This window comes from Oribacterium sp. HCP28S3_H8 (assembly GCF_052064775.1).
Classification (GTDB): domain Bacteria; phylum Bacillota; class Clostridia; order Lachnospirales; family Lachnospiraceae; genus Oribacterium.
This window is the reverse complement of the sequence record NZ_JBQHUZ010000010.1, coordinates 45,655-65,072: the sequence shown is the minus strand read 5'-3', so window position 1 is coordinate 65,072 and position 19,418 is coordinate 45,655. Positions and strand designations below refer to the sequence as shown.

Annotated in this window: 16 protein-coding genes; 2 read left to right on the top strand and 14 right to left on the bottom strand. The window is 48.6% G+C overall.

Annotation, left to right across the window (positions count from 1 at the left end):
- Positions 1–3: 3 nt before the first annotated feature.
- The 7 genes from pyrE to ACTNEN_RS11510 all read right to left on the bottom strand — a co-directional run bounded on the left by pyrE (position 4) and on the right by ACTNEN_RS11510 (position 6,009).
- Complete coding sequence (gene pyrE / locus ACTNEN_RS11540) at positions 4–648, bottom strand: orotate phosphoribosyltransferase (RefSeq protein ID WP_441206633.1); 645 nt, start codon at positions 646–648, stop codon at positions 4–6.
- 115 nt (positions 649–763) lie between these two features.
- Positions 764–1,462, bottom strand: a complete 699-nt coding sequence (gene pyrF, locus ACTNEN_RS11535) for an orotidine-5'-phosphate decarboxylase (protein ID WP_441206631.1) — start codon at positions 1,460–1,462, stop codon at positions 764–766.
- Positions 1,463–1,472: 10 nt separating this feature from the next.
- Positions 1,473–2,384, bottom strand: coding sequence for a dihydroorotate dehydrogenase (locus tag ACTNEN_RS11530; protein WP_441206629.1), 912 nt, complete (start codon positions 2,382–2,384; stop codon positions 1,473–1,475).
- Positions 2,378–3,100, bottom strand: coding sequence for a dihydroorotate dehydrogenase electron transfer subunit (locus ACTNEN_RS11525; RefSeq protein ID WP_441206627.1), 723 nt, complete (start codon positions 3,098–3,100; stop codon positions 2,378–2,380). The genes ACTNEN_RS11530 and ACTNEN_RS11525 overlap by 7 nt, the downstream gene beginning before the upstream one ends.
- Positions 3,097–4,413: a dihydroorotase gene (locus ACTNEN_RS11520; protein WP_441206626.1), complete on the bottom strand. Its 1,317-nt coding sequence runs from the start codon at positions 4,411–4,413 to the stop codon at positions 3,097–3,099. The genes ACTNEN_RS11525 and ACTNEN_RS11520 overlap by 4 nt, the downstream gene beginning before the upstream one ends.
- A gap of 393 nt (positions 4,414–4,806) precedes the next feature.
- A complete protein-coding gene (locus tag ACTNEN_RS11515; RefSeq protein WP_441206624.1) occupies positions 4,807–5,076 on the bottom strand; it encodes a type II toxin-antitoxin system HicB family antitoxin in 270 nt (89 codons plus the stop codon).
- Positions 5,077–5,100: 24 nt separating this feature from the next.
- Positions 5,101–6,009 carry a helix-turn-helix transcriptional regulator gene (locus ACTNEN_RS11510; protein WP_441206623.1) on the bottom strand — a complete coding sequence of 303 codons (909 nt, stop codon included), beginning with the start codon at positions 6,007–6,009 and terminating at the stop codon, positions 5,101–5,103.
- 333 nt (positions 6,010–6,342) lie between these two features.
- Between ACTNEN_RS11510 and ACTNEN_RS11505 the strand changes: the two genes are divergently transcribed.
- Positions 6,343–7,113, top strand: coding sequence for a type III pantothenate kinase (locus ACTNEN_RS11505; protein WP_441206621.1), 771 nt, complete (start codon positions 6,343–6,345; stop codon positions 7,111–7,113).
- Between the two features lie 83 nt (positions 7,114–7,196).
- Here the strand turns inward: ACTNEN_RS11505 and cls (ACTNEN_RS11500) are convergent, their stop codons facing one another.
- The 5 genes from cls (ACTNEN_RS11500) to pdxR all read right to left on the bottom strand — a co-directional run bounded on the left by cls (ACTNEN_RS11500) (position 7,197) and on the right by pdxR (position 14,207).
- Positions 7,197–8,744 (bottom strand): cardiolipin synthase, encoded by a 1,548-nt coding sequence (cls, locus tag ACTNEN_RS11500; RefSeq protein ID WP_441206619.1) that lies wholly within the window; start codon positions 8,742–8,744, stop codon positions 7,197–7,199.
- Positions 8,745–8,747: 3 nt separating this feature from the next.
- A complete protein-coding gene (gene tgt / locus ACTNEN_RS11495) occupies positions 8,748–9,929 on the bottom strand; it encodes a tRNA guanosine(34) transglycosylase Tgt (protein WP_441206618.1) in 1,182 nt (393 codons plus the stop codon).
- A 174-nt stretch (positions 9,930–10,103) separates the two neighbouring features.
- Positions 10,104–12,308 (bottom strand): protein translocase subunit SecD, encoded by a 2,205-nt coding sequence (secD, locus tag ACTNEN_RS11490; RefSeq protein ID WP_441206617.1) that lies wholly within the window; start codon positions 12,306–12,308, stop codon positions 10,104–10,106.
- Between the two features lie 207 nt (positions 12,309–12,515).
- Positions 12,516–13,043, bottom strand: coding sequence for a signal peptidase II (locus ACTNEN_RS11485; RefSeq protein WP_441206615.1), 528 nt, complete (start codon positions 13,041–13,043; stop codon positions 12,516–12,518).
- A 33-nt stretch (positions 13,044–13,076) separates the two neighbouring features.
- Complete coding sequence (pdxR, locus tag ACTNEN_RS11480; protein WP_441206613.1) at positions 13,077–14,207, bottom strand: MocR-like pyridoxine biosynthesis transcription factor PdxR; 1,131 nt, start codon at positions 14,205–14,207, stop codon at positions 13,077–13,079.
- Between the two features lie 139 nt (positions 14,208–14,346).
- Here pdxR and mutY point away from each other — a divergent pair, with 139 nt between their 5' ends.
- Positions 14,347–15,510, top strand: a complete 1,164-nt coding sequence (gene mutY, locus ACTNEN_RS11475; RefSeq protein ID WP_441206612.1) for an A/G-specific adenine glycosylase — start codon at positions 14,347–14,349, stop codon at positions 15,508–15,510.
- Positions 15,511–15,519: 9 nt separating this feature from the next.
- Here mutY and cls (ACTNEN_RS11470) read toward each other — a convergent pair whose 3' ends face one another.
- Both cls (ACTNEN_RS11470) and ACTNEN_RS11465 read right to left on the bottom strand, forming a co-directional pair.
- Positions 15,520–17,082: a cardiolipin synthase gene (gene cls / locus ACTNEN_RS11470; protein ID WP_441206610.1), complete on the bottom strand. Its 1,563-nt coding sequence runs from the start codon at positions 17,080–17,082 to the stop codon at positions 15,520–15,522.
- An 868-nt stretch (positions 17,083–17,950) separates the two neighbouring features.
- Positions 17,951–19,324: a DEAD/DEAH box helicase gene (locus ACTNEN_RS11465; protein WP_441206609.1), complete on the bottom strand. Its 1,374-nt coding sequence runs from the start codon at positions 19,322–19,324 to the stop codon at positions 17,951–17,953.
- Between the last annotated feature and the right edge of the window lie 94 nt (positions 19,325–19,418).

The following is a 19,418-nucleotide window of genomic DNA, read 5'->3' as shown; positions in this document are numbered from 1 at the left end:
TCCTCAGCCCTTGTGTGTCATCCAGCTCTCATCCGAAGGATTGTCACGGAACTTGAGAAGCTTTGCCTCATCCTCCGGCTTAATGTAGTTTTCCTCGACAGCAACCTTAACAAGCGTATCCAGATCACAAAGACTTGTATTGCAGATATCCGCTGCCTTAAGCCTGTCGAGACCCTTCTGCATGCCATAGGTAAAGATCGAGATAATGCCAAGCACATCCGCGCCAGCCTCCCGGAGCGGATTCACGCAGTCCAGTACCGATCCGCCGGTGGAAATCAGATCCTCGATGACGACTACCTTCTCTCCCTTTTCCAGGCGTCCTTCAATCTGATTTTTACGGCCATGATCCTTGGCAGATCCACGGACATATCCCATAGGCAGTCCCAGAATATCCGCTGCGATCGCTGCATGCGCAATACCTGCAGTACTGGTACCCTCCAGTGCCTCTGCCTCCGGATACAGCTCCCGGACCTTATCCGCAATGGCATGCTCCACCATGGAACGCACCTCCGGATAGGAAAGCACCAGACGGTTATCACAGTAAATCGGGGATTTGATGCCGCTTGCCCATGTAAAAGGCTCATCCGGTCTCAGAAACACCGCCTTAATAGAAAGCAGTCCCTTTGCAATATCTTCCTTTGTTGCCATAGCTAATCTCCTTTTAAATCCAAACCTCTGTTAAATACCTGCGTACTTCCGTACCTGCCACCAGCGTGTCTTGCTGCGCTTCTTATCGTCCTTCGTATTGCCCCTCTTGCTGACCTCAGCCGACAAAGTCCTGCATAGCGCGCTCGTAGGCCGCCACCGGATCCACTGCCTTGGTAATGGAACGGCCGACCACAATATAATCCGAGCCGATCTCTCTTGCCTTTTCCGGTGTGGTCACTCTCGACTGGTCTCCCTTGGCATCTCCTGCAAAACGGATACCGGGTGTCACAGTTAAAAAGCCTGCGCCGACTTCTGTATGAATTTTACCAGCTTCCAGCGGAGAGCATACAACGCCGTCCAGACCTGCCGCTTTGGCATTTTCAGCATACTGCACTACCACATCCTCAATCGGACGATCAATCAGAAGCTCATTTGTCATCATTTCCTGTGAGGTAGAGGTAAGCTGTGTAACAGCAATCAGAAGCGGACGGGTTCCATCCTCTCTGGTAAGTCCCTCGACAGCAGCCTGCATCATCTTGACTCCGCCAGCCGCATGCACGTTGGTCATATCCACACCCAGATCCCGAAGCGACTGCATGCCTCCCTTTACTGTGTTTGGGATATCGTGAAGCTTTAAGTCCAGGAAAATCTTATGGCCTCTTGCCTTGATCTTTTTTACAATCTCCGGTCCCTCGGCATAAAAGAGCTCCATGCCAATCTTTACAAAGGGCTTCCTCCCTGTAAACTTATCAAGAAATGCATAGGTCTCCTCTGCATTTGGAAAATCGAGTGCAATGATTACGTCCTTTCCCATTGTTTCCTCCTTATGCTATGACACCGATCACATCGGACAGCTTCTCAATCTTTAACTCCCGGCAAAGCTCCGGCAGATCCTCAATGATCTGCTGACAGGCAAAGGGGTTGACCAGATTGGCAGCTCCTACCTGTACCGCGCTTGCTCCTGCCATCATCATCTCAATCACATCCTCTGCGGAGGAAACTCCTCCCATGCCGATGAGCGGAATTTTCACTGCCTTCGCCACCTGATACACCATCCGGACCGCAACCGGAAAAATCGCAGGACCGGAAAAGCCTCCCATTTTATTGGCAATCACCGGCTGTCTCCTCCGGATATCGATCCGCATGCCAAGCAGCGTGTTAATGAGAGACAGTCCGTCTGCTCCCGCATCTTCCGCCGCCTTGGCAATGGATGCAATGTCCGTCACATTGGGGCTCAGCTTAATATACACCGGCTTGGATGTGACCTTCTTAACTTCCCGCGTCACCTCTGCAACATTTTGGCAGCTGGTGCCGAATGCCATGCCTCCTCCGTGTACATTGGGGCAGGAAACATTCACCTCAAGGATCCCTACCTCCTTTACAGCATCCATGGCTTCCGCAAGTCGTACATATTCCGGGATGCTGAAGCCGGAAACATTGGCAATCAAAGGCTTATGGAAATGCTTCGCAAGCTCCGGGATTTCCTCGTGAATGACGGCATCCATACCGGGATTCTGCAGACCGACGGAATTAATCAGACCATCCGGACATTCCGCTATCCTCGGAAGCTCGTTTCCGTATCTCTCCTCCACGGTCGTTCCCTTGATGCTGATAGACCCAAGGATATCCAGATCATAAAGATCCCAGTACTCTCTGCCATAACCGAAGGTACCGGATGCAGGGATCACAGGGTTGTCAAGGTGAATCCCTGAAAGTTCTGTACTGATGTCTACCATACGATCTCCTTCCATGAAAGAACCGGACCATCCTTGCAGATCCGTTTATAGCCATCCTTTGTGCGGGTACTGCAGCCCATGCACGCACCAAAGCCGCAGCCCATCCTTGCTTCAAAGCTGAACTGACCGTCCTGCACCCTGCTATAAACCGCCTTAAGCATCGGGAGCGGTCCGCAGGAAAAAGCGTAAGAGTGGTCACCAATCAAATCGGTTACAAAACCCTTTTTGCCGTAGCTGCCGTCCACCGTCGCTACATTTACAGGAACACCCAGCGCACGGAACTCGTCCTCATAAAATACATCTTCCTTGGAATTAAATCCAAGCGCGACATATGGATGCTTTCTCGCCTCTACAAGCTTTCTGGTTAAGGCATAGAGCGGCGGCACGCCTACACCTCCGCCAGCCACCACCGGATTTTCAGGAGCGACAGCAATGTCATAACCGTTTCCGAGCGGCATCAGCGCGCGGAGATATTCGCCTGTTTCCATATAGCTCATATCCTCTGTGCCGTGTCCTACGACCTTGTAAATCAGTGTGAGCTTGTTTTTGGACCAGTCGCAGATGGAGATCGGGCGTCTTAAATACCGACCGGGAAGCGAGATATTTACAAACTGACCCGGCGCTGTGATCTCCGAGGTGTCGCCGTCCAGAACCATGCGGAAAACATCTCTTGCGATTTCCCGGTTCTCAAGGATTTTAAATTCTATGTCCTTCATGCCAGTATTCCTTTCTCTCTGTTATAAACCTCCTGCCCTGCAACAAAGGTGCTGACAACCTGTCCCTGTACCTCCATGCCGTCAAACAAGGTACTGTGTCCCATAGAGTAAAACTGATTTACATCTACGTTCCAGACTGGTGCGAGATCGAGAACTGTAAGATCCGCATCAGCTCCGTCCTCAATAAACTCCGGTCCCGGCAGGGAAAAGACCTGACGTGGGTTTACAGACATGAGCTCGATAAGCTTCTCCAGCGTAATGGCACCTTTGCCGCTCTCCGGATGCTCCGGATCTCTTAATACAAGGTTATGATATAGTGCAGGGAATGAAGTCTCCAGCCCGACAATGCCAAAGGCGCTCCCATCCAGTCCCTTTGATTTTTCATCTTTGGAATGCGGTGCGTGATCTGTGATAATGCAGTCGATCGTGCCATCCTTAATGCCCTCCAGCAGCGCATGTCTGTCCGCTGCGCTGCGGATCGGCGGATTCATTTTCCACTTGCCGTCCTCCTGGAGATCCATGTCCGTAAACATGAGGTAGTGCGGTCCGGTCTCACATGTTACATGTACGCCCCGGCTCTTGGCGTCCCGGATGATTGCCACCGACTCCTTGGTAGAAACATGGCAGACATGGTAATGTACGCCGGTTTCCTCTGCCAGCTGCACATCACGCTTCACCTGCTTCCACTCGGAAGCGCTGTTGATTCCCACATGGTGATGGAGCCTTGCATACTCCCCGTCATGGATGCATCCGCCCGGTTTCAGCTCCCCCTCGTCCTCACAGTGTGCGACAATCATCTTGTTGAGTTTTGCAGCGCGTACCATGGCTTCCCGCATCCCGGATGTCTCCTGCATACCCTTGCCATCATCGGTAAAGGCGCAGACATAGGGTGCAATCTCTTCCATGTCTCCGAGCTCCCCTCTGCCGCTTTGATTCCGGGTAATGGCGCCATAGGGATATACATGAATCACCGCATCCTTCTCGATGATTTCCATTTCTTTTTTCAGGTTTTCCAGAGTGGAAGGAACCGGCTTCAGATTGGGCATGGCACAGATGGCGGTATAGCCTCCATGTGCGCCTGCCTCAGAGCCGGTTCGGATCGTTTCCTTATACGAAAAACCGGGCTCACGCAAATGTACGTGTACATCTGCGAAGCCCGGAATAATAAACAAGCCGTTTAAGTCATAAACGGCATCTATAGCGATTTCGTTTTCTGAAAAACTTAACAAGACCTTCCGATCAGAAATGACTATATCCTGCTTACGGAATCCGTTCCTTGTAAATATCTGCGCATTTTTAAGAAGAGTGTTCAATATTTCCTCCTGTCAAAGTGCTTCCGTTGTTAAGTTCCGAAATACTATATCATAGAAGGGGTAAAAAAACAAGGGAGGAAAAAGGGTGGTTGTGAGAGGACTGGGAGTCCTCTCACAATCCCTGCGGGACAACGATCAGAGATCGTTGCCATGTCGTATCTGAGTTTGCTTCATCCCGCTACGGGTGGTGGTTGTGTGAGGACTGGGAGTCCTCTCACAATCCCTGCGGGACAACGATCAGAGATCGTTGCCATGTCGTTCCGGAGTTTGCCTCATCCCGCTACAGATGGGGGGTTGTGTTCGGACTGGGAGTCCTCTCACAATCCCTGCGGGACAACGATCAGAGATCGTTGCCATGTCGTAACTGAGTTTGCCTGATGCAAACTCAGTTACTCACTCATCCCATCCTTCTCTTGGCATGCGGAGGGCGATCATGGTTTTGGTCTGGTTCTCCTGCACGGGGATGTCGTCGAGGTGGGTCTGCATTGGCAGGTCGTTGTGCTCCTCGATTTCTGTCAGCATCCAGTTGACGCCTTGATATCTTGCGTCCTCCAGTGCGCTTTCCATGTCGTTACCGCTGCCATAGCAGCCTTCAAGATCTACAAAATCAACACGGAAGCCTTGCTCCTGTTTTGTAATGATTGCGGGAAAATAAAAAGTCATATAAACTAACTGCTCCTTTTACATTTAATCCTTTACTTCAATTCCAAAATTTTTGCGGTACCTGTGCGGTGTCACTCCGATGATGGAACGGAAAATCTTGATAAAGTTACCTATATTATGAAATCCGCATGCCTCTGCAATTTCGTAGGCATGCTTGTCTGTCGTACGTAACAGCTCCGCCGCCCGCTGGATCCGGTAGCGGTTAATGTACTCAAGCGGAGAAATGCCGATCACACTGCCAAAAAAGCGGATAAAATACTGCTCGTTTAAATCTGTGAGCTGAGACAGATCATGAATATATATTTTTTCATGATAATGCTCCCGGATATAATTGACAGAGTCCTTGATCACTTTAACCTGCCGGTCCTCTTCTGCTGCCGGATCAACCTCTCGCAGCAAGCCAAACGCGTCCAGCTTTCCGATCAGCTTAAGCAGCTCCGACTTTAAAATAAGCTGATTTGCCACCGTTTCCAGCGTATACCTGCAGCTGCCTGCAATGGAGCCCTGCTTACGTCCTTCCTCATGATAGCGCTGGATAATATCGTTTACAATATGCAGCACCATAAGAAATCCGAGGTCGGAAACCGTAATGAAATCAGGAAAGTGCAGTTTTCCCTCCATCAAAGGCCGCAAAAGTCTAAGCTGTACCGGATTGTCCTCTCTGAACTGAATGCCGGCAAGATCCACAGGTATCGCAAATTCCTCCCCGGTCTCATCCCCCAGGGACTCCAGCTTATAAAGGTCACCTGCATTAATAAAAGCAAAGCATTCATCGCTGATCTCATGCTCTACCATATTAATGGTAAGGTTATATTGTCCTGACTTAAAATACAGAAGCGTAGGAACATCATCCCAATGGATGCCCACCTGCAGCCTTTGCTCTGCACCTTTTTGAGACTCATATAAAATACATTTATCCTGAATGATATCCATTTGTTTTTGCCCGTTTACCCTTAGTTTCTTCTGTATCGTCACAATACAAAGTCATAATAGCATAATTTCCGGATAACTTACAAGTATACTGCTTGCATCCACCCTGCCGGGCGATGAATCGGCCGTTTCCAGGCTTGATACGAAATCATCGTATTTCCCGAAGATACTTACATCAATCCCTCGTAACCGCTTCCATAAGCCTCCGGATTACCCTATAGCAAGTTTTTCTTTTCCCTTGTATAATGAGGTGAAAAAGCAACGTACTACGGATCATGCAACATAGATCACCAGCAATTTAGAATATAAGACGTAAACGCTTTAGGAGGGACTTCCATGATACTTGCAGTGGACTGCGGCAATACCCACACGGTGCTCGGCTTGATTAACGGAACCAGAAATATTTCGCAGGTTTTCCGCATCGAGAGCAATAAAAAGAAGACCGAGTTTGAATACGCATCGGAAATAGAACGGATCCTGGAAATGCTCAGGATTGACCCATCCGGCATTGAGGGTGTCATTATTTCCTCTGTCGTTCCAATGCTTACAGATATCCTGAAATCCGCGCTTCGGCTGGTAACCGGAAAAACCGCGCTCATTGTAGGCGCCGGGATCCGTACCGGACTCCGGATACAGATTGATGATCCGGGGACAGTTGCCGGGGACCTGGTCACCGCTGCCGTTGCCGTCAAAAATGAATACCCTCTGCCCTGCTTTATCATTGACATGGGCACTGCCACAACCGTCACTGTGGTAAACCAGTCCGGAGCCTATATTGGAGGTGTCATTATGCCCGGTGTTATGCTGTCGCTCAATGCTCTCACAAAAGAGACCTCCCTCCTGCCTTCGATCGATCTCGCGCCTGCCAGAAAAATCATCGCGACTTCCACCCAGGAATCCATGAAGGCAGGCATTCTCTATGGCTCTGCAGGTGCGCTTGACGGCATTATCGACCGCTTTATCGAGTCTGTCGGAGAGCCTGCATCCATTGTAGCCACGGGAGGTCCGGCTGCTACCGTATGCAAGGTCTCAAGACACAGCATCATCGTCGATGAACATCTCCTGCTCAAGGGTCTCTGGTATCTTTGGAAAAACAATCAGCGTTGACATTTCCGCTCTGCCGCTCCAGTAGGGGATGAGCATTGCTCTTGCCAGATTCTATATGCTCTATGCCCCGACCTTCGGATATCTTACAAAAGCGGTGCAAACAAACGTAAAATACACTGCCAGATGCGCATGCTTGTAGGACGTTTTCCGGCATATTTGTCTGTGACTTCACAGGATCCGTTAAAAATCTCCTGAAAATCCTCTTTGACATGGCGAAGGCAGGGATAATGATAGAGCAGTACTGCATTCTCAAAATGATGATAGAAGCTTCTATAGTCATAATTGATGGTTCCAATCGTGCAGAGCTCATCATCCACCAAGGTCATTTTGGCGTGAATAAATCCGGGAGTATACTCATAAATCCTGACACCGGTTCTCACCAGTGCATTGTAAAAGGATCTTGTGATTCCATATACAATTTTTTTATCAGGGATGCCGGGCGTTACAATCCGGACATCCACTCCGCGCCTCGCAGCCATGCTTAACTCCCGGATCATACCGTCTGTAAGAATCAGATAGGGAGTTGCTATATATACATACCCCTTTGCACTCCGGATCATGTTCATATAGACATCCTCACCGGTATGAATTTCATCAAGGGGAGAGTCCCCAAACGGCACACAATAGCCGCTGTTTCTTGCCTGATACGGAAATTCCGGCAGAAACCGGCTTAAATCGTGATCTGTTTCCTCGATTGCATTCCACATCTCCAGAAACAAAAGTGTAAGCGTCCGCACTGCATCTCCGGAAAGTCTGATGCCTGTGTCCTTCCAGTAACCATACGGATGCGTGACATTAAAGTATTCATTGGCAAGGTTATAGCCGCCGGTAAAACCAACCTTGCCATCAATCACCGTAATTTTACGATGATCACGGTTATTCATAAAGAGATTCACAACCGGAATCAATGGATTAAAGACTCTGCACTCAACACCATTTTGCCGCATTTCCTTTATGAACTGCGGATTGATAAAGCCGACCGAGCCTACATCATCGTAAAACAGGCGAACCTCCACTCCGGCGCGGGCTCTCTCAATCAGCACATCCTTGATCTGCTGAAAGGCCTGCCTGTCCTCGATGGCATGATACTCCATGAAAATGAACTTCTCTGCCTTTTTTAACGCATCTCTCTGCGCAATAATCGCATCAATTGCTTCCTTATAATAAACCACGTCCGTATTATGATACACAGGAAACCCACAGCTATGCTTTAAAAAATACATCTGATTCGCCACTTCCGGATTCTCCTGCCTGAGCTCACAAAAGACCTCCGTATCATCAGGGAAAGCTGCCTTAATCTTCCGGTCAATCCGCTCAAATTTCCTGCGCATAGTCTTAATAAAATTAGAGCGGTTACTTAAGAGATAAAACGTAAGACCCAGGATTGGCAGCGCCATAATAAAAAGGATCCAGGAGAGCTTGATGTCCGGAGCTGTATGCTTGCCAAAGATTCCGAGAACAACCAGTATCGTCACGAGCCTCGTGATCAGCGATATCACAAGGTAATTCTCATTGAGACGGAGAACTACCAAAGCAAACCACGTGATCTGCAGGCATACAGAAAGACCTACAATAATCATACGCACGATACTGTTGCGTACATCCTCCCGGTGTTTCTTCTTTGGCATCATATTTTACTCTTCTCCACGATCATAGGTTCCTAAGGTATTGAGAGCCTCTTTTTTCCACTCATCCCAGGTACCTCCCCGGATGGCTCCACGGATTTCCTCTGTAAGGTGATTATAAAAATACAGGTTATGCAGTACGCAAAGCCGCATACCAAGCATCTCCTTTGCCTTTAAGAGATGACGGATATACGCACGCGAATATCCGCCGGTATAGGTCCCATCCGGATTTTTCAAGCCGGCGCAGGCAGGGCACTTGCATCCCTCCTCGATCGGACGGGCATCCAGCTCGTACTTCTGATTAAAGAGGTTGATCTTGCCCTTATGTGTATAGACATGTCCGTGGCGTCCGTTGCGGGAAGGGTAGACACAGTCAAAAAAGTCGATACCTCGATCTACGCTCTCAATGATATTTGCCGGTGTCCCGACACCCATAAGATAGGTTGGCTTCTTTCTGGGGAGATGCGGCACAACCACATCCAGGATATGGTACATTTCCTCATGGGTTTCTCCGACCGCAAGACCGCCGACGGCATACCCATCCAGATTCATCCCGCTGATGATGTCCGCATGGCGAATACGAATGTCTTCAAGGATACCCCCTTGATTAATGCCAAAAAGAAGCTGCTGAGGATTTACGGTATCTGGCAGCGCATTGAGCCTTGCCATCTCCTTCCGGCAGCGCTCGAGCCAGCGGGTAGTGCGCTCAACTGAGGGCAGGATGTATTCGCGTTCCGCAAGCGCCGGAGGACATTCATCAAAGGCCATGGCAATGGTTGAGCCCAGATTGGACTGAATCTGCATGGACTCCTCCGGTCCCATAAAAATCCGGCGTCCATCAATATGCGAATGAAAGGTCACACCCTCCTCCTTAATCTTACGCCCGGTACCTGCCAGACTAAAGACCTGAAATCCGCCGGAATCCGTAAGGATCGGGCGATCCCATTTCATAAATTTATGGAGCCCTCCAAACTGCTTGATAAGGGCATCTCCGGTTCTTACATGGAGGTGATAGGTGTTGGAAAGCTCCACCTGTGTCCCGATACAGCGGAGGTCATCGGTGGAAACTGCTCCCTTGATTGCTCCGACGGTTCCGACATTCATAAAGACCGGCGTTTCAATGGTGCCATGTACGGTTTCCATATGGGCAGATTTGGCTCTCCCATACTCTGCGACAATATCATATTTCATAATTTTTACGTTACTCCTCGTTTCCAAATAAAATCAGATGCTCTGATCATGCTTTTCCGGATCGCATAACCTGACTGCATCTGTAATTTTATAAAATGAATGAAAAAGAAAAAAGTCCGGCTCGATGATGGAGTCGGACTTAATCGTATCTGATATCAAGAACTGCGTCAAGATTTACTTCTGCCCGGAAGCTTCCGCCTTCTTACCGGCGGCCCTGGCAGCTTTCTTTTTATCTTTACCGCTGGACTTTGCCTTGGCAGCCTTATTTTTGGAATTCATCATTGTAAGGTCATACCAGAGAGGTCCGGCAATCATAACAGAAGACCAGCATCCGGAAACAATACCAACCATCAGTGGCATGGTGAAATCACGGATGGACGACACTCCAAGGATAAAGAGTACCAGTACGGTGATAAATGTCGTAAGCGACGTATTAATGGAACGGGTCAGCGTCTGTGAAACGGCATCATTTACAGCAAGCTTCAGATCCTTCCGACCATCCGGCTTTGCCAGGTTTTCACGGATACGGTCAAAAATTACGATGGTCGCATTGATCGAGTAACCCACAATCGTCAGGATACATGCAATAAAGGTGGAGCCGACAGCCCAGCGGAGTCCTGCATAGAATGCAACCGTCACCAGTACGTCATGTGTCAGCGCAATGACCGAAGCCGATGCAAAGCGGAAATCGCGGAAACGTACCCAAATGTAGATCAGCATACAGATGATGGCAATGACAAATGCCCATGCGGCATCCTTTTTCATCTCCACGGACACAGCTCCGGAAATGTTTTCGGTTGTAATCTTGTTTTCATCCACACCGAAGGTGTCTACCAACTTGTCATACAGCTCGGTACGCTCCTCCGTTGTCAGTGTGCGGGTCTTGATGATAACCTCGTTGGTTCCGGCAACCTTGGACGCCTGTGTGGAGGAATCACCTCCGGTCACTTCCTTAAATACCGGGATCACCTTGGCATCGATATCACTCATGGAAAGATCCTCGTTAAAGGTGACATTGGTTGAGGAACCTCCCTGGAAATCAAGATCATAGTTAAATAAGTTGCCGGTTCCGGCTTTGTTGACGCCCATAAAGATGAAGCCCGCTGCGATGACAACAATAGAAATTGCATATGCCTTTTTGCGGAAGCCTACAAAATCAAAGACCTTTGCCTTTTTACGGACACCGTAAAGCTTGGGATTCTCAGCACCAAGCTGATAGAAGCACCACATGATGGAGCGTGTAACAAACAGCGCGGTAATCAGCGAAATCACAATACCGATGGCAAGCGTTGTCGCAAATCCCTTGACCGTACCGGAGCCTCTCAGATACAGTACCGCGGCTGCGATCAGGGTTGTAATATTTCCATCCAGGATCGCAGACAGTGCCTTGCTGTAGCCTGCCTTAATCGCGTCATGCACGTTATTGCCAAGTCCCAGCTCCTCCTTGATACGGGTAAAGATGATGACATTGGCATCTACTGCCATACCGATTGACAGGATGATACCCGCAATACCTGGCAGCGTGAGCGTAACCTCAAATGCCTGCAGAAGCACAAGCTCCAATCCGACATACATAACAAGGGCAAGGGATGCCGCAAGACCTGGAAGCAGATATACCGCGATCATAAACAGCATTACGAGTCCAAGTCCGATTGCACCTGCGCGAAGCGAAGATGAAATAGCCTCCTGTCCAAGGGTCGCACCGATTACATTGGAACGAAGCTCTGTAAGCTGTACCGGCAGAGCACCGATCCGGATCGTAGATGCAATGTTGGTTGCCTCCTGATAATCTGTAATACCGGTGATGGAAGCCTGTCCTCCGCTGATTGCCTCCTGGACATTTGGGGAAGAAATAACCTCATCATTATAAATAATGTAAAGAGGCTTACCGACATTGTCTGCAGTTGCCTGGGCAAATTTCTCGGCACCGGCATCGGTAAAGGTAAGCTCGATCACATACTCTCTCGAGCCGCTTTTATCGGTCATCCCGGCAGTCGCATTTTTAACATCATCACCTGTTAACAGCACGTTGCCGTTTTCATCTGCAAACTGCAGTGTACCCGGCTCTCCAAGCTCCTCCAGGATCTCATTGGCATCCGTTGCACCCGGGATATCAATATTGATCCGGTTGCTGCCCTCCTGATACACCTGTGCCTCTGTGGAGTATCCCTGTGCTTTCAGCTGAAGCTTATAAACCGTATCGGACATCTGCTCGGCAGTCGGGTCAGGATCCACGGTCTGATACGTAATCGAAACACCGCCATTCAGATCCAGGCCAAGCTTGATATCCGGTGCGCCGACATATCCGAGGAAACAAAATCCTGCGGTAATCGCCAGTGTCAGCAGCAGCACCAGGCATCCTTTGACTTTCTTATTCATTGGAACATCTTCCTTCTGTAAATATTCACATACGTTTTCGCACGTTATGTGTTGCAAACTTATGATGCGGCAAATGACCACACGTAATCGGATTTTATCATATCGACCTACGCATGACAAGCAAAAATGAGGCATGTACCCAGCTCTCCGGTGCCCTCTGGTGCATGCCTCATCTCATAATGCCGTACTGCTTTATGCACAGATGTTTCATTCATCACGCCTTAAAAAGGCGGAGATAACATACAAAATTCCACCCAGATAAATGGACAGATCCGCAATGTTCACAACCAGTTTTCTAAACCACGGCAGATTGATATTAAGATAATCCGTCACCTTTCCCTTCCTTACCCTGTCAAGAATGTTGGAGAGTGCCCCGCCGATGACAAAGGAAATTCCAAGCTTACGAAGCTGAAATTTCCCCGGGTGCTCCACTGTCAGCGCATGCAGCCCCCCTGCAAGAAAGCCTGTCAGCGTGATGGACACAAGCTTTACAAACTCCGGATATGTGCCGAATCTTCCCCGGGAAAAGCCCGGATTATGCACACGCATGATCTTGACCTGTCCTTTGGTCCCTGGCATTTCCCTCGGAAAATTCTCCTCCGGCTCTGTATCAATGGCATTTTTAAAAAGCTGGTCCAAAAGACAAACAGCGCCGGACAAACTCATCAGGCGCAGAAACTCCCCGCTCCACTTCCACGCAGTCCGCACAGCCGCAACATTTTTTAATACCTTCATAGTCATTTCCTCGCGATCCTGTTGTTTTTCTGATTATAGCATACTTTCCCTGCGCTGTCGCCGGCGTCTCCTCACCCTGTTGATATGCCTCTCAAAGTCTCCGTCCCGGATAAACTCTGACAGCACATACTGCTCAAACACCGGCACTGTACAGGAATAAAAGGAAACTCTCTCCCAAAGCGTGCCGGCAAGAGCCTCCGGCAGGATCAGATAGCCAATACGCACCGATGGCGCAATTGTCTCGGAAAACGTATTCACATAAATCACCGTATGATCCGGTTCCAACGAAAACAGTGTGTCCTCCGCCTTGGCGGACATGGAGAACTCCGAGTCAAAATCATCCTCAATGATGATGCCTCCCCGCTCCTCTGCCCAGCGAATGTACTCATTCCGTTTAGATGCGCTCGCGGTGATTCCGCTCGGATAACTGTTAAACGGCGTCACATGCAGTACCGAGGCCTGTGTCCTCTTAAGCTCTCCGGAGCGGATTCCCTCCTTCCCCAGCTTTAACATGTCGCACTTGACTCCGCTTGCTTCATACACCTTACGAATCTTATCATAAGAAGGAGCTTCCAATCCGAAAATCCGCTCACTCCCAAGCATCTGCACAATGATTGTATAGAGATATTCCGCACCGGAACCAATCACCAGCTGCTCCGGCTTTACCATGATGCCGCGGCTTCTCCTGAGATACTGGCTGATGGCTTCTCTTAACTCCGGGACTCCGTTGTTAGGAGATTTTACAAGAATTTTGTCGCCGTATTCCGTAATCACCCTGCGCATGGTTCTCGCCAGGATGGAAAAGGGGAATGCTTCTCTCCGGTCCTCCGCCGCCTCCCGGATCTCAAACCTACCATCGCGTCCCGGATCCTCATGTGTTTCCTGCGCTGTTTCTGATTCCAACGGCATGGAAAACAGATCTCCCTCCCGATATGCTGCAAAATAGCCGCTGCGCTCCCGCGACTCAATATAGCCCTCCTCGGTTAAAAGGTCATAGCAATGTTCCACCGTAATCACCGAGATGCCGGTTTCTTCCGCAAGGATACGTTTGGACGGAAGCTTGTCCCCAAGGCGGTATGCCCCCTCGGTAATATCCTTTCTGATCTGATGATAAAGCTGCAGATACGCCGGCAGTGCACCCGCCCGTTCAATTTTATATTTCATAGCCTTCGCTTCCGTTTATTAAATTCATCTGCCCTGTGCCAATTGCCTGCACTTTATCCTTAGTATATTGTGTAACAATCAAAAAAGATATATGATTCTTGATATCTTATCTCATCGTTTGTTTATAAGGAGGTTGCGAATGAATATGCCGGAGCTTCATCCCGGGGATTTCAGCATGCAGCTGCTCCGCTGGTATAATACGCATCGACGCAGCCTTCCATGGCGCGAGGATCCGACCCCATACCATGTCTGGATATCAGAAATCATGCTGCAGCAGACAAGAGTCGAGGCTGTAAAGGACTATTACCGCCGCTTCCTTCATGCATTACCTGACATCGCAGCTCTCGCTCAAGCCCCTGAGGATCTCTACATGAAATGCTGGGAGGGTCTCGGATATTACTCCCGAGTACGGAATCTCCATAAGGGCGCGATCCAGATCATGGAGGAGTATCATGGTGTCATGCCGGACAACAGCCAGGAGCTCCTTAAAATCGCAGGTATCGGACCTTACACGGCTGCCGCCATCGCATCAATCGCTTTTGGAGAGCGGATCCCGGCAGTAGATGGAAATCTGCTGCGTATCTTTGCACGACTGACAGAATACAACGGAAATATAAAAACGGATGCTGCAAAAAAGTCCGCATCCGCCTGGTTTCTGGAGCATATGCCATCTCTTGGTGCCGGGGATTTTAATCAGGCGCTCATGGACCTCGGCGCGATGATCTGTATTCCCAATGGGACACCTCTCTGCGGGCAATGTCCGTTAAACATCTGCTGCCATGCCTTTGACCATGAAACGATCCAGACGTATCCGATGACTGCGCCTAAAAAGCAGCGGACCGTGGAAGACCGGACGGTATTTCTCATTCACGATGACATGAAAATTGCCATACGGAAACGTCCGGCCCGGGGTCTGCTGGCGGGTCTCTATGAATTTCCTAATACTGAAGGACATCTCCTGGAAAAAGAGGCGCTCCGGTACGTCCAAAGTCTTGGTTTTTCACCACTTAGGATAAAACGCCTTCCGGAGGCAAAGCATATTTTTACACATAAAGAATGGCATATGATCGGATACGAGATTCTCGCGGATGAGCTTGCACCAGTCCCTTCATCCTCTTATATGGCAGAAAATGATTTAGAGCTTCCTTTGACAGATGCCATCCGGCAAAAGCCGCTGCAGGTCCCGGACGCTGCAGCTTCTCCGGATGAGTGCGGAAAAATCCGGTTGGTAAGTCTTAAAAGTCTTAAGGAGCAGTACTCTCTGCCTTCCGCCTTCCGTGTCTACCGCAGCTTATTACAATAATTCCACGAGTTACATTAATTCCGCAAACAGACGCAGAAATAAATCCAGAAGTCGTCTGCCGTTGCTGCGCTCAGAACGGTAATATGCCGTCACCTCACGGCATTCTGTAAACATCTGATCAAAGTCCTCCTTCATCTTATGGACAGCATCGCAGTCATAGAGGAAGCAGCCATTCTCAAAATGATGGTAAAGACTGCGGTAATCCAGGTTGATGGTTCCGCAGGTTGCCATTTTATCATCTGCAATGCTCATCTTGGCATGGCAGAACCCGGGCGTCCACTCATAGATACGAACACCGTTTCGTACCAGTCCGTTGTAGAAGGAGCGTGTCACACGATATACCAGCTTCTTATCCGGGATTCCCGGTGTGATAATCCTGACATCCACGCCTCTTTTAGCTGCAAGCCCAAGCGCATGGTTCATCTCATCTGTAATAATCAGATACGGAGTGATGAAATAGCAATAGCGGTCTGCCTTGTCAGCCATGCTGATATAAACATTCTCACCCACATGCTCATCATCCATCGGACTGTCCGCATATGGCTGTACAAAACCATGCTGCGCCGCATGATAATCATACTGTGTAATAAATCTTGCCGCATTAGGATCATCCTTATCCGTATCCCGAACGGCATTCCACATTTCCAGGAATGTAAGCGTGAGGCTTTGCACCGCATCTCCTTCAAGACGTATGCCCGTATCCTTCCACATACCATACGGATGTGTCAGATTAAAATATTCATTTGCAAGATTATATCCGCCGGTAAATCCGATCTTATTGTCGATCACTGTGATTTTACGGTGATCTCTGTTATTAAGGAAAATATTAAGACCCGGTGCAAAGGGATTAAACACCCGGCACTGGATTCCAAGACGCTCCATCTTCTTGGTAAAATCCGTATTGATAAATCCGATGGATCCCATGTCATCATAAAAGACCCGTACCTCGACCCCTGCATGTACTCGGTCCACCAGAACCTCCTCAATCCGGTGCCAGGATTCCTTATCCTCTATGGCATGGTACTCCATAAAAATAAACTGCTCCGCACGTTTCAGGTCTCTCAGCTGCGCCTCAAGCCCATCTGCCGCATCATTATAATAGGTAACATCCGTATTCTGCCACACCGGATAGTGGGCATAATGATTGATATAATCAGCAATTGCGCCTGCATCCGGATCTCTCTGCTCGAGTGCCTCCAAGGTTTCCTTCCTGCCATGTAAAACCGGAAACAGCAGCGCATCAATTTTCTCATACCGGTTCCGCATTTTTCTTGTGGAGCCATTGAGTCCGATCAGAAAATACAGGGTAATACCAAGCACAGGCGCCGCCATGATTAAGATGATCCAGGGCATCTTCATCGCGGAGGTTTTATGCTGTCCGTAGATCACCAGCACAAGAAGCAATCCTACAATAAACGTAATCAGCTGAAACCAGCGGAAATACTGGTTAAGGCGGAAGAAAAACAAAACCAGAAGTCCAATCTCCAGCACCAGTGAAAGAACCACAAACGCCATCCGCAGCACACCATTTTTACCAGCTGCCTTGTGTTCCATCGTTTCCTTTTGCTTCATATCCGTCTCCTCTGTAAGGTCTCATTATCCTTGTGATACTCCATTATCATATCACTTAGCCGTCCTGATTTCACTTCATTTCCAAAAGCTTATACCCGCTCCGACTCATGTGCAAACGCATCGCCACTTGCACTGTCCAAAAAAGGCTAAGATCTGAAAACCTGACCAAAAACCATAGCGAGTGAAAAGTAATAGCGCGTGCCCGCCGGGCACACAAAAAAAGAGGTACCTGCTTTCACCAGATACCTCTTTGAGCGCTTACTTCATTAAATTACACTATCTAGTACTTCGGTTTGTACCTTCTTTCGTAGATTTTGTGGATTTTTAAATGAAATCCTGCTTAAGTCTCTATTCAGTTGTCTCTACTCAGAACTTTGGTTTGTACCTCTTTCTGTAGATTTCTATTTATATTTCAGATACCTTCTTTACGATATCATCGATAAATAGATTATTTCTTTTCACCGGTCTTTTCTAATATCCCCAACTCACCAGCTTTGAGAAATAATCTGAAGATTCACTTCTTATCTCGATCGATCTCTGGATGAATTGACGGTTCACCAGAATCTCACATTTGTATTTTTCTCTTATCTGGCAGTGAGGATATTAACGACTGAATCTGTTGGAATCATCGCTTTGTACCTCATACTTTCTGCAGTTTAGTTTCGCAGGTACTTCCCCTGCACTTTGTCTCTGTTTTTGTTCATCTTTTCTCGTCGGATGAACTTCCATCGACTTATTTTTCTTGACACCTTTATGATATCACGAAAGAGATAATTTACAAGTGTTTTTGGTAAATAAAAATTATTTTTATTTTGTTCTTCTGTTACCAGCCAATGCGCTTCTACACGATGCAATCCCATCCTGGCAGTCATGCGGTTTTCTTTTGCGATGATTTCTGTATGGGTTTTGAAGCTCTGCTCTGGAAATGTTTTCCGCCATCGACAGACTGCCTTAGAGACGCCTTTTTATGCCGGAATCGCGGCTTTTCCGCTTTGCTTCCACGCGGCATTGCCATTCTGTCCGATCCCGGACGCTCTCCATAAACTTTACTTACTTTTTTACTTACGTTGCTTCTGCCTCTTAAGTGTTTTGCTGCCGGTGCCGCCTTTTTCTTCCTCTCCAACGCGACAGACCACTCCGTCTCTATCTCGGGGATCTCCCTGCGTGTCAGTCTCTCAATATCATAAAGTCTCTCCATCTCATCCTCGCAGCAAAGTGTGATCGCTTCACCCTCCGCTCCGGCTCTGCCGGCACGTCCGATTCTGTGAATATATGACTCTGCTTCCTCCGGCAGATCATAATTAAACACATGCGTGATTTTTGGGATATCTATGCCACGAGACGCCACATCTGTTGCTACCAGCACCTTAATCTTGCCGGACCGGAAATGCTCAAGAGCATTCTGGCGCTGTCCCTGCGTCTTGTCTCCATGGATTGCAACCGATTCGATCCCCTGCTTTTTAAGCTCTCGCACCAGACGATCCGCTCCATGCTTGGTTCTTGTAAAAACAATAGATTTTTTGACATCCTCCTGCCGTAAAAAGCTTCCCAGCGCAAGCTTTTTATCCGCATGCTCCATGAAGCAGATTTTCTGCATAACTGTATCTGCCGGACTGGATACCGGAGCAGTTTCAATGCGGACCGGATCCTTTAAAAGCTCCTCTGCCAGCTTCTCAATTTCCTTTGGCATCGTAGCAGAAAACATAACCGTCTGGCGTTTTTCCGGAATCTGCTTCACAATTTTCCGGATGTCTGTAATAAATCCCATATCCAGCATACGATCGGCTTCGTCCAGTACAAACGTATTGATATCCTCCAAAGACACAATACCCTGCCCCATGTAATCCATAAGACGTCCCGGTGTTGCCACAAGGATATCGCATCCATTGGCGAGCGCCGCAAGCTGCGGTCCCTGCTTTGCGCCTCCATAGATGCAGACCGTACGCAGCTTAAGGTATCTGCCATAACGTTTAAAGTTTTCCAGGATCTGAATGGCAAGCTCTCTCGTCGGAGTCAAAACCAGCGCACGGATTTCGGAAGGGCGCTTTACCTCCAGCTTGTTAAGAATCGGCAGTGCAAATGCAGCTGTTTTTCCGGTGCCCGTCTGTGCCGTCGCAATCATATCTCTCCCTGCCAGCATCTCCGGGATCGCTTTTTCCTGTATCGGGGACGGCTCCTTATATCCGGCCTTTGCCACCGCACTAAGAATATCTCTCTGTAAACCTAGTTCTTGAAATGTCATATAGCAATATTCTCCTACAAAAAAGCTGACCAGGGTTTCCTGATCAGCTTAAAAATCTTCATCAAAAAATACTTGAGTATCTTAACACAGAATT

Coding starts and splice junctions, on each gene's coding strand:
- ACTNEN_RS11530 (WP_441206629.1), bottom strand. CDS start 2,384: ATGGTAGACATCAGTACAGAACTTTCAGGGATTCACCTTGACAACCCT.
- pdxR (WP_441206613.1), bottom strand. CDS start 14,207: ATGAAATATAAAATTGAACGGGCGGGTGCACTGCCGGCGTATCTGCAG.
- ACTNEN_RS11510 (WP_441206623.1), bottom strand. CDS start 6,009: ATGGATATCATTCAGGATAAATGTATTTTATATGAGTCTCAAAAAGGT.
- ACTNEN_RS11505 (WP_441206621.1), top strand. CDS start 6,343: ATGATACTTGCAGTGGACTGCGGCAATACCCACACGGTGCTCGGCTTG.
- mutY (WP_441206612.1), top strand. CDS start 14,347: ATGAATATGCCGGAGCTTCATCCCGGGGATTTCAGCATGCAGCTGCTC.
- tgt (WP_441206618.1), bottom strand. CDS start 9,929: ATGAAATATGATATTGTCGCAGAGTATGGGAGAGCCAAATCTGCCCAT.
- ACTNEN_RS11465 (WP_441206609.1), bottom strand. CDS start 19,324: ATGACATTTCAAGAACTAGGTTTACAGAGAGATATTCTTAGTGCGGTG.
- cls (WP_441206619.1), bottom strand. CDS start 8,744: ATGATGCCAAAGAAGAAACACCGGGAGGATGTACGCAACAGTATCGTG.
- secD (WP_441206617.1), bottom strand. CDS start 12,308: ATGAATAAGAAAGTCAAAGGATGCCTGGTGCTGCTGCTGACACTGGCG.
- pyrE (WP_441206633.1), bottom strand. CDS start 648: ATGGCAACAAAGGAAGATATTGCAAAGGGACTGCTTTCTATTAAGGCG.
- ACTNEN_RS11515 (WP_441206624.1), bottom strand. CDS start 5,076: ATGACTTTTTATTTTCCCGCAATCATTACAAAACAGGAGCAAGGCTTC.
- ACTNEN_RS11485 (WP_441206615.1), bottom strand. CDS start 13,043: ATGAAGGTATTAAAAAATGTTGCGGCTGTGCGGACTGCGTGGAAGTGG.
- ACTNEN_RS11525 (WP_441206627.1), bottom strand. CDS start 3,100: ATGAAGGACATAGAATTTAAAATCCTTGAGAACCGGGAAATCGCAAGA.
- cls (WP_441206610.1), bottom strand. CDS start 17,082: ATGAAGCAAAAGGAAACGATGGAACACAAGGCAGCTGGTAAAAATGGT.
- pyrF (WP_441206631.1), bottom strand. CDS start 1,462: ATGGGAAAGGACGTAATCATTGCACTCGATTTTCCAAATGCAGAGGAG.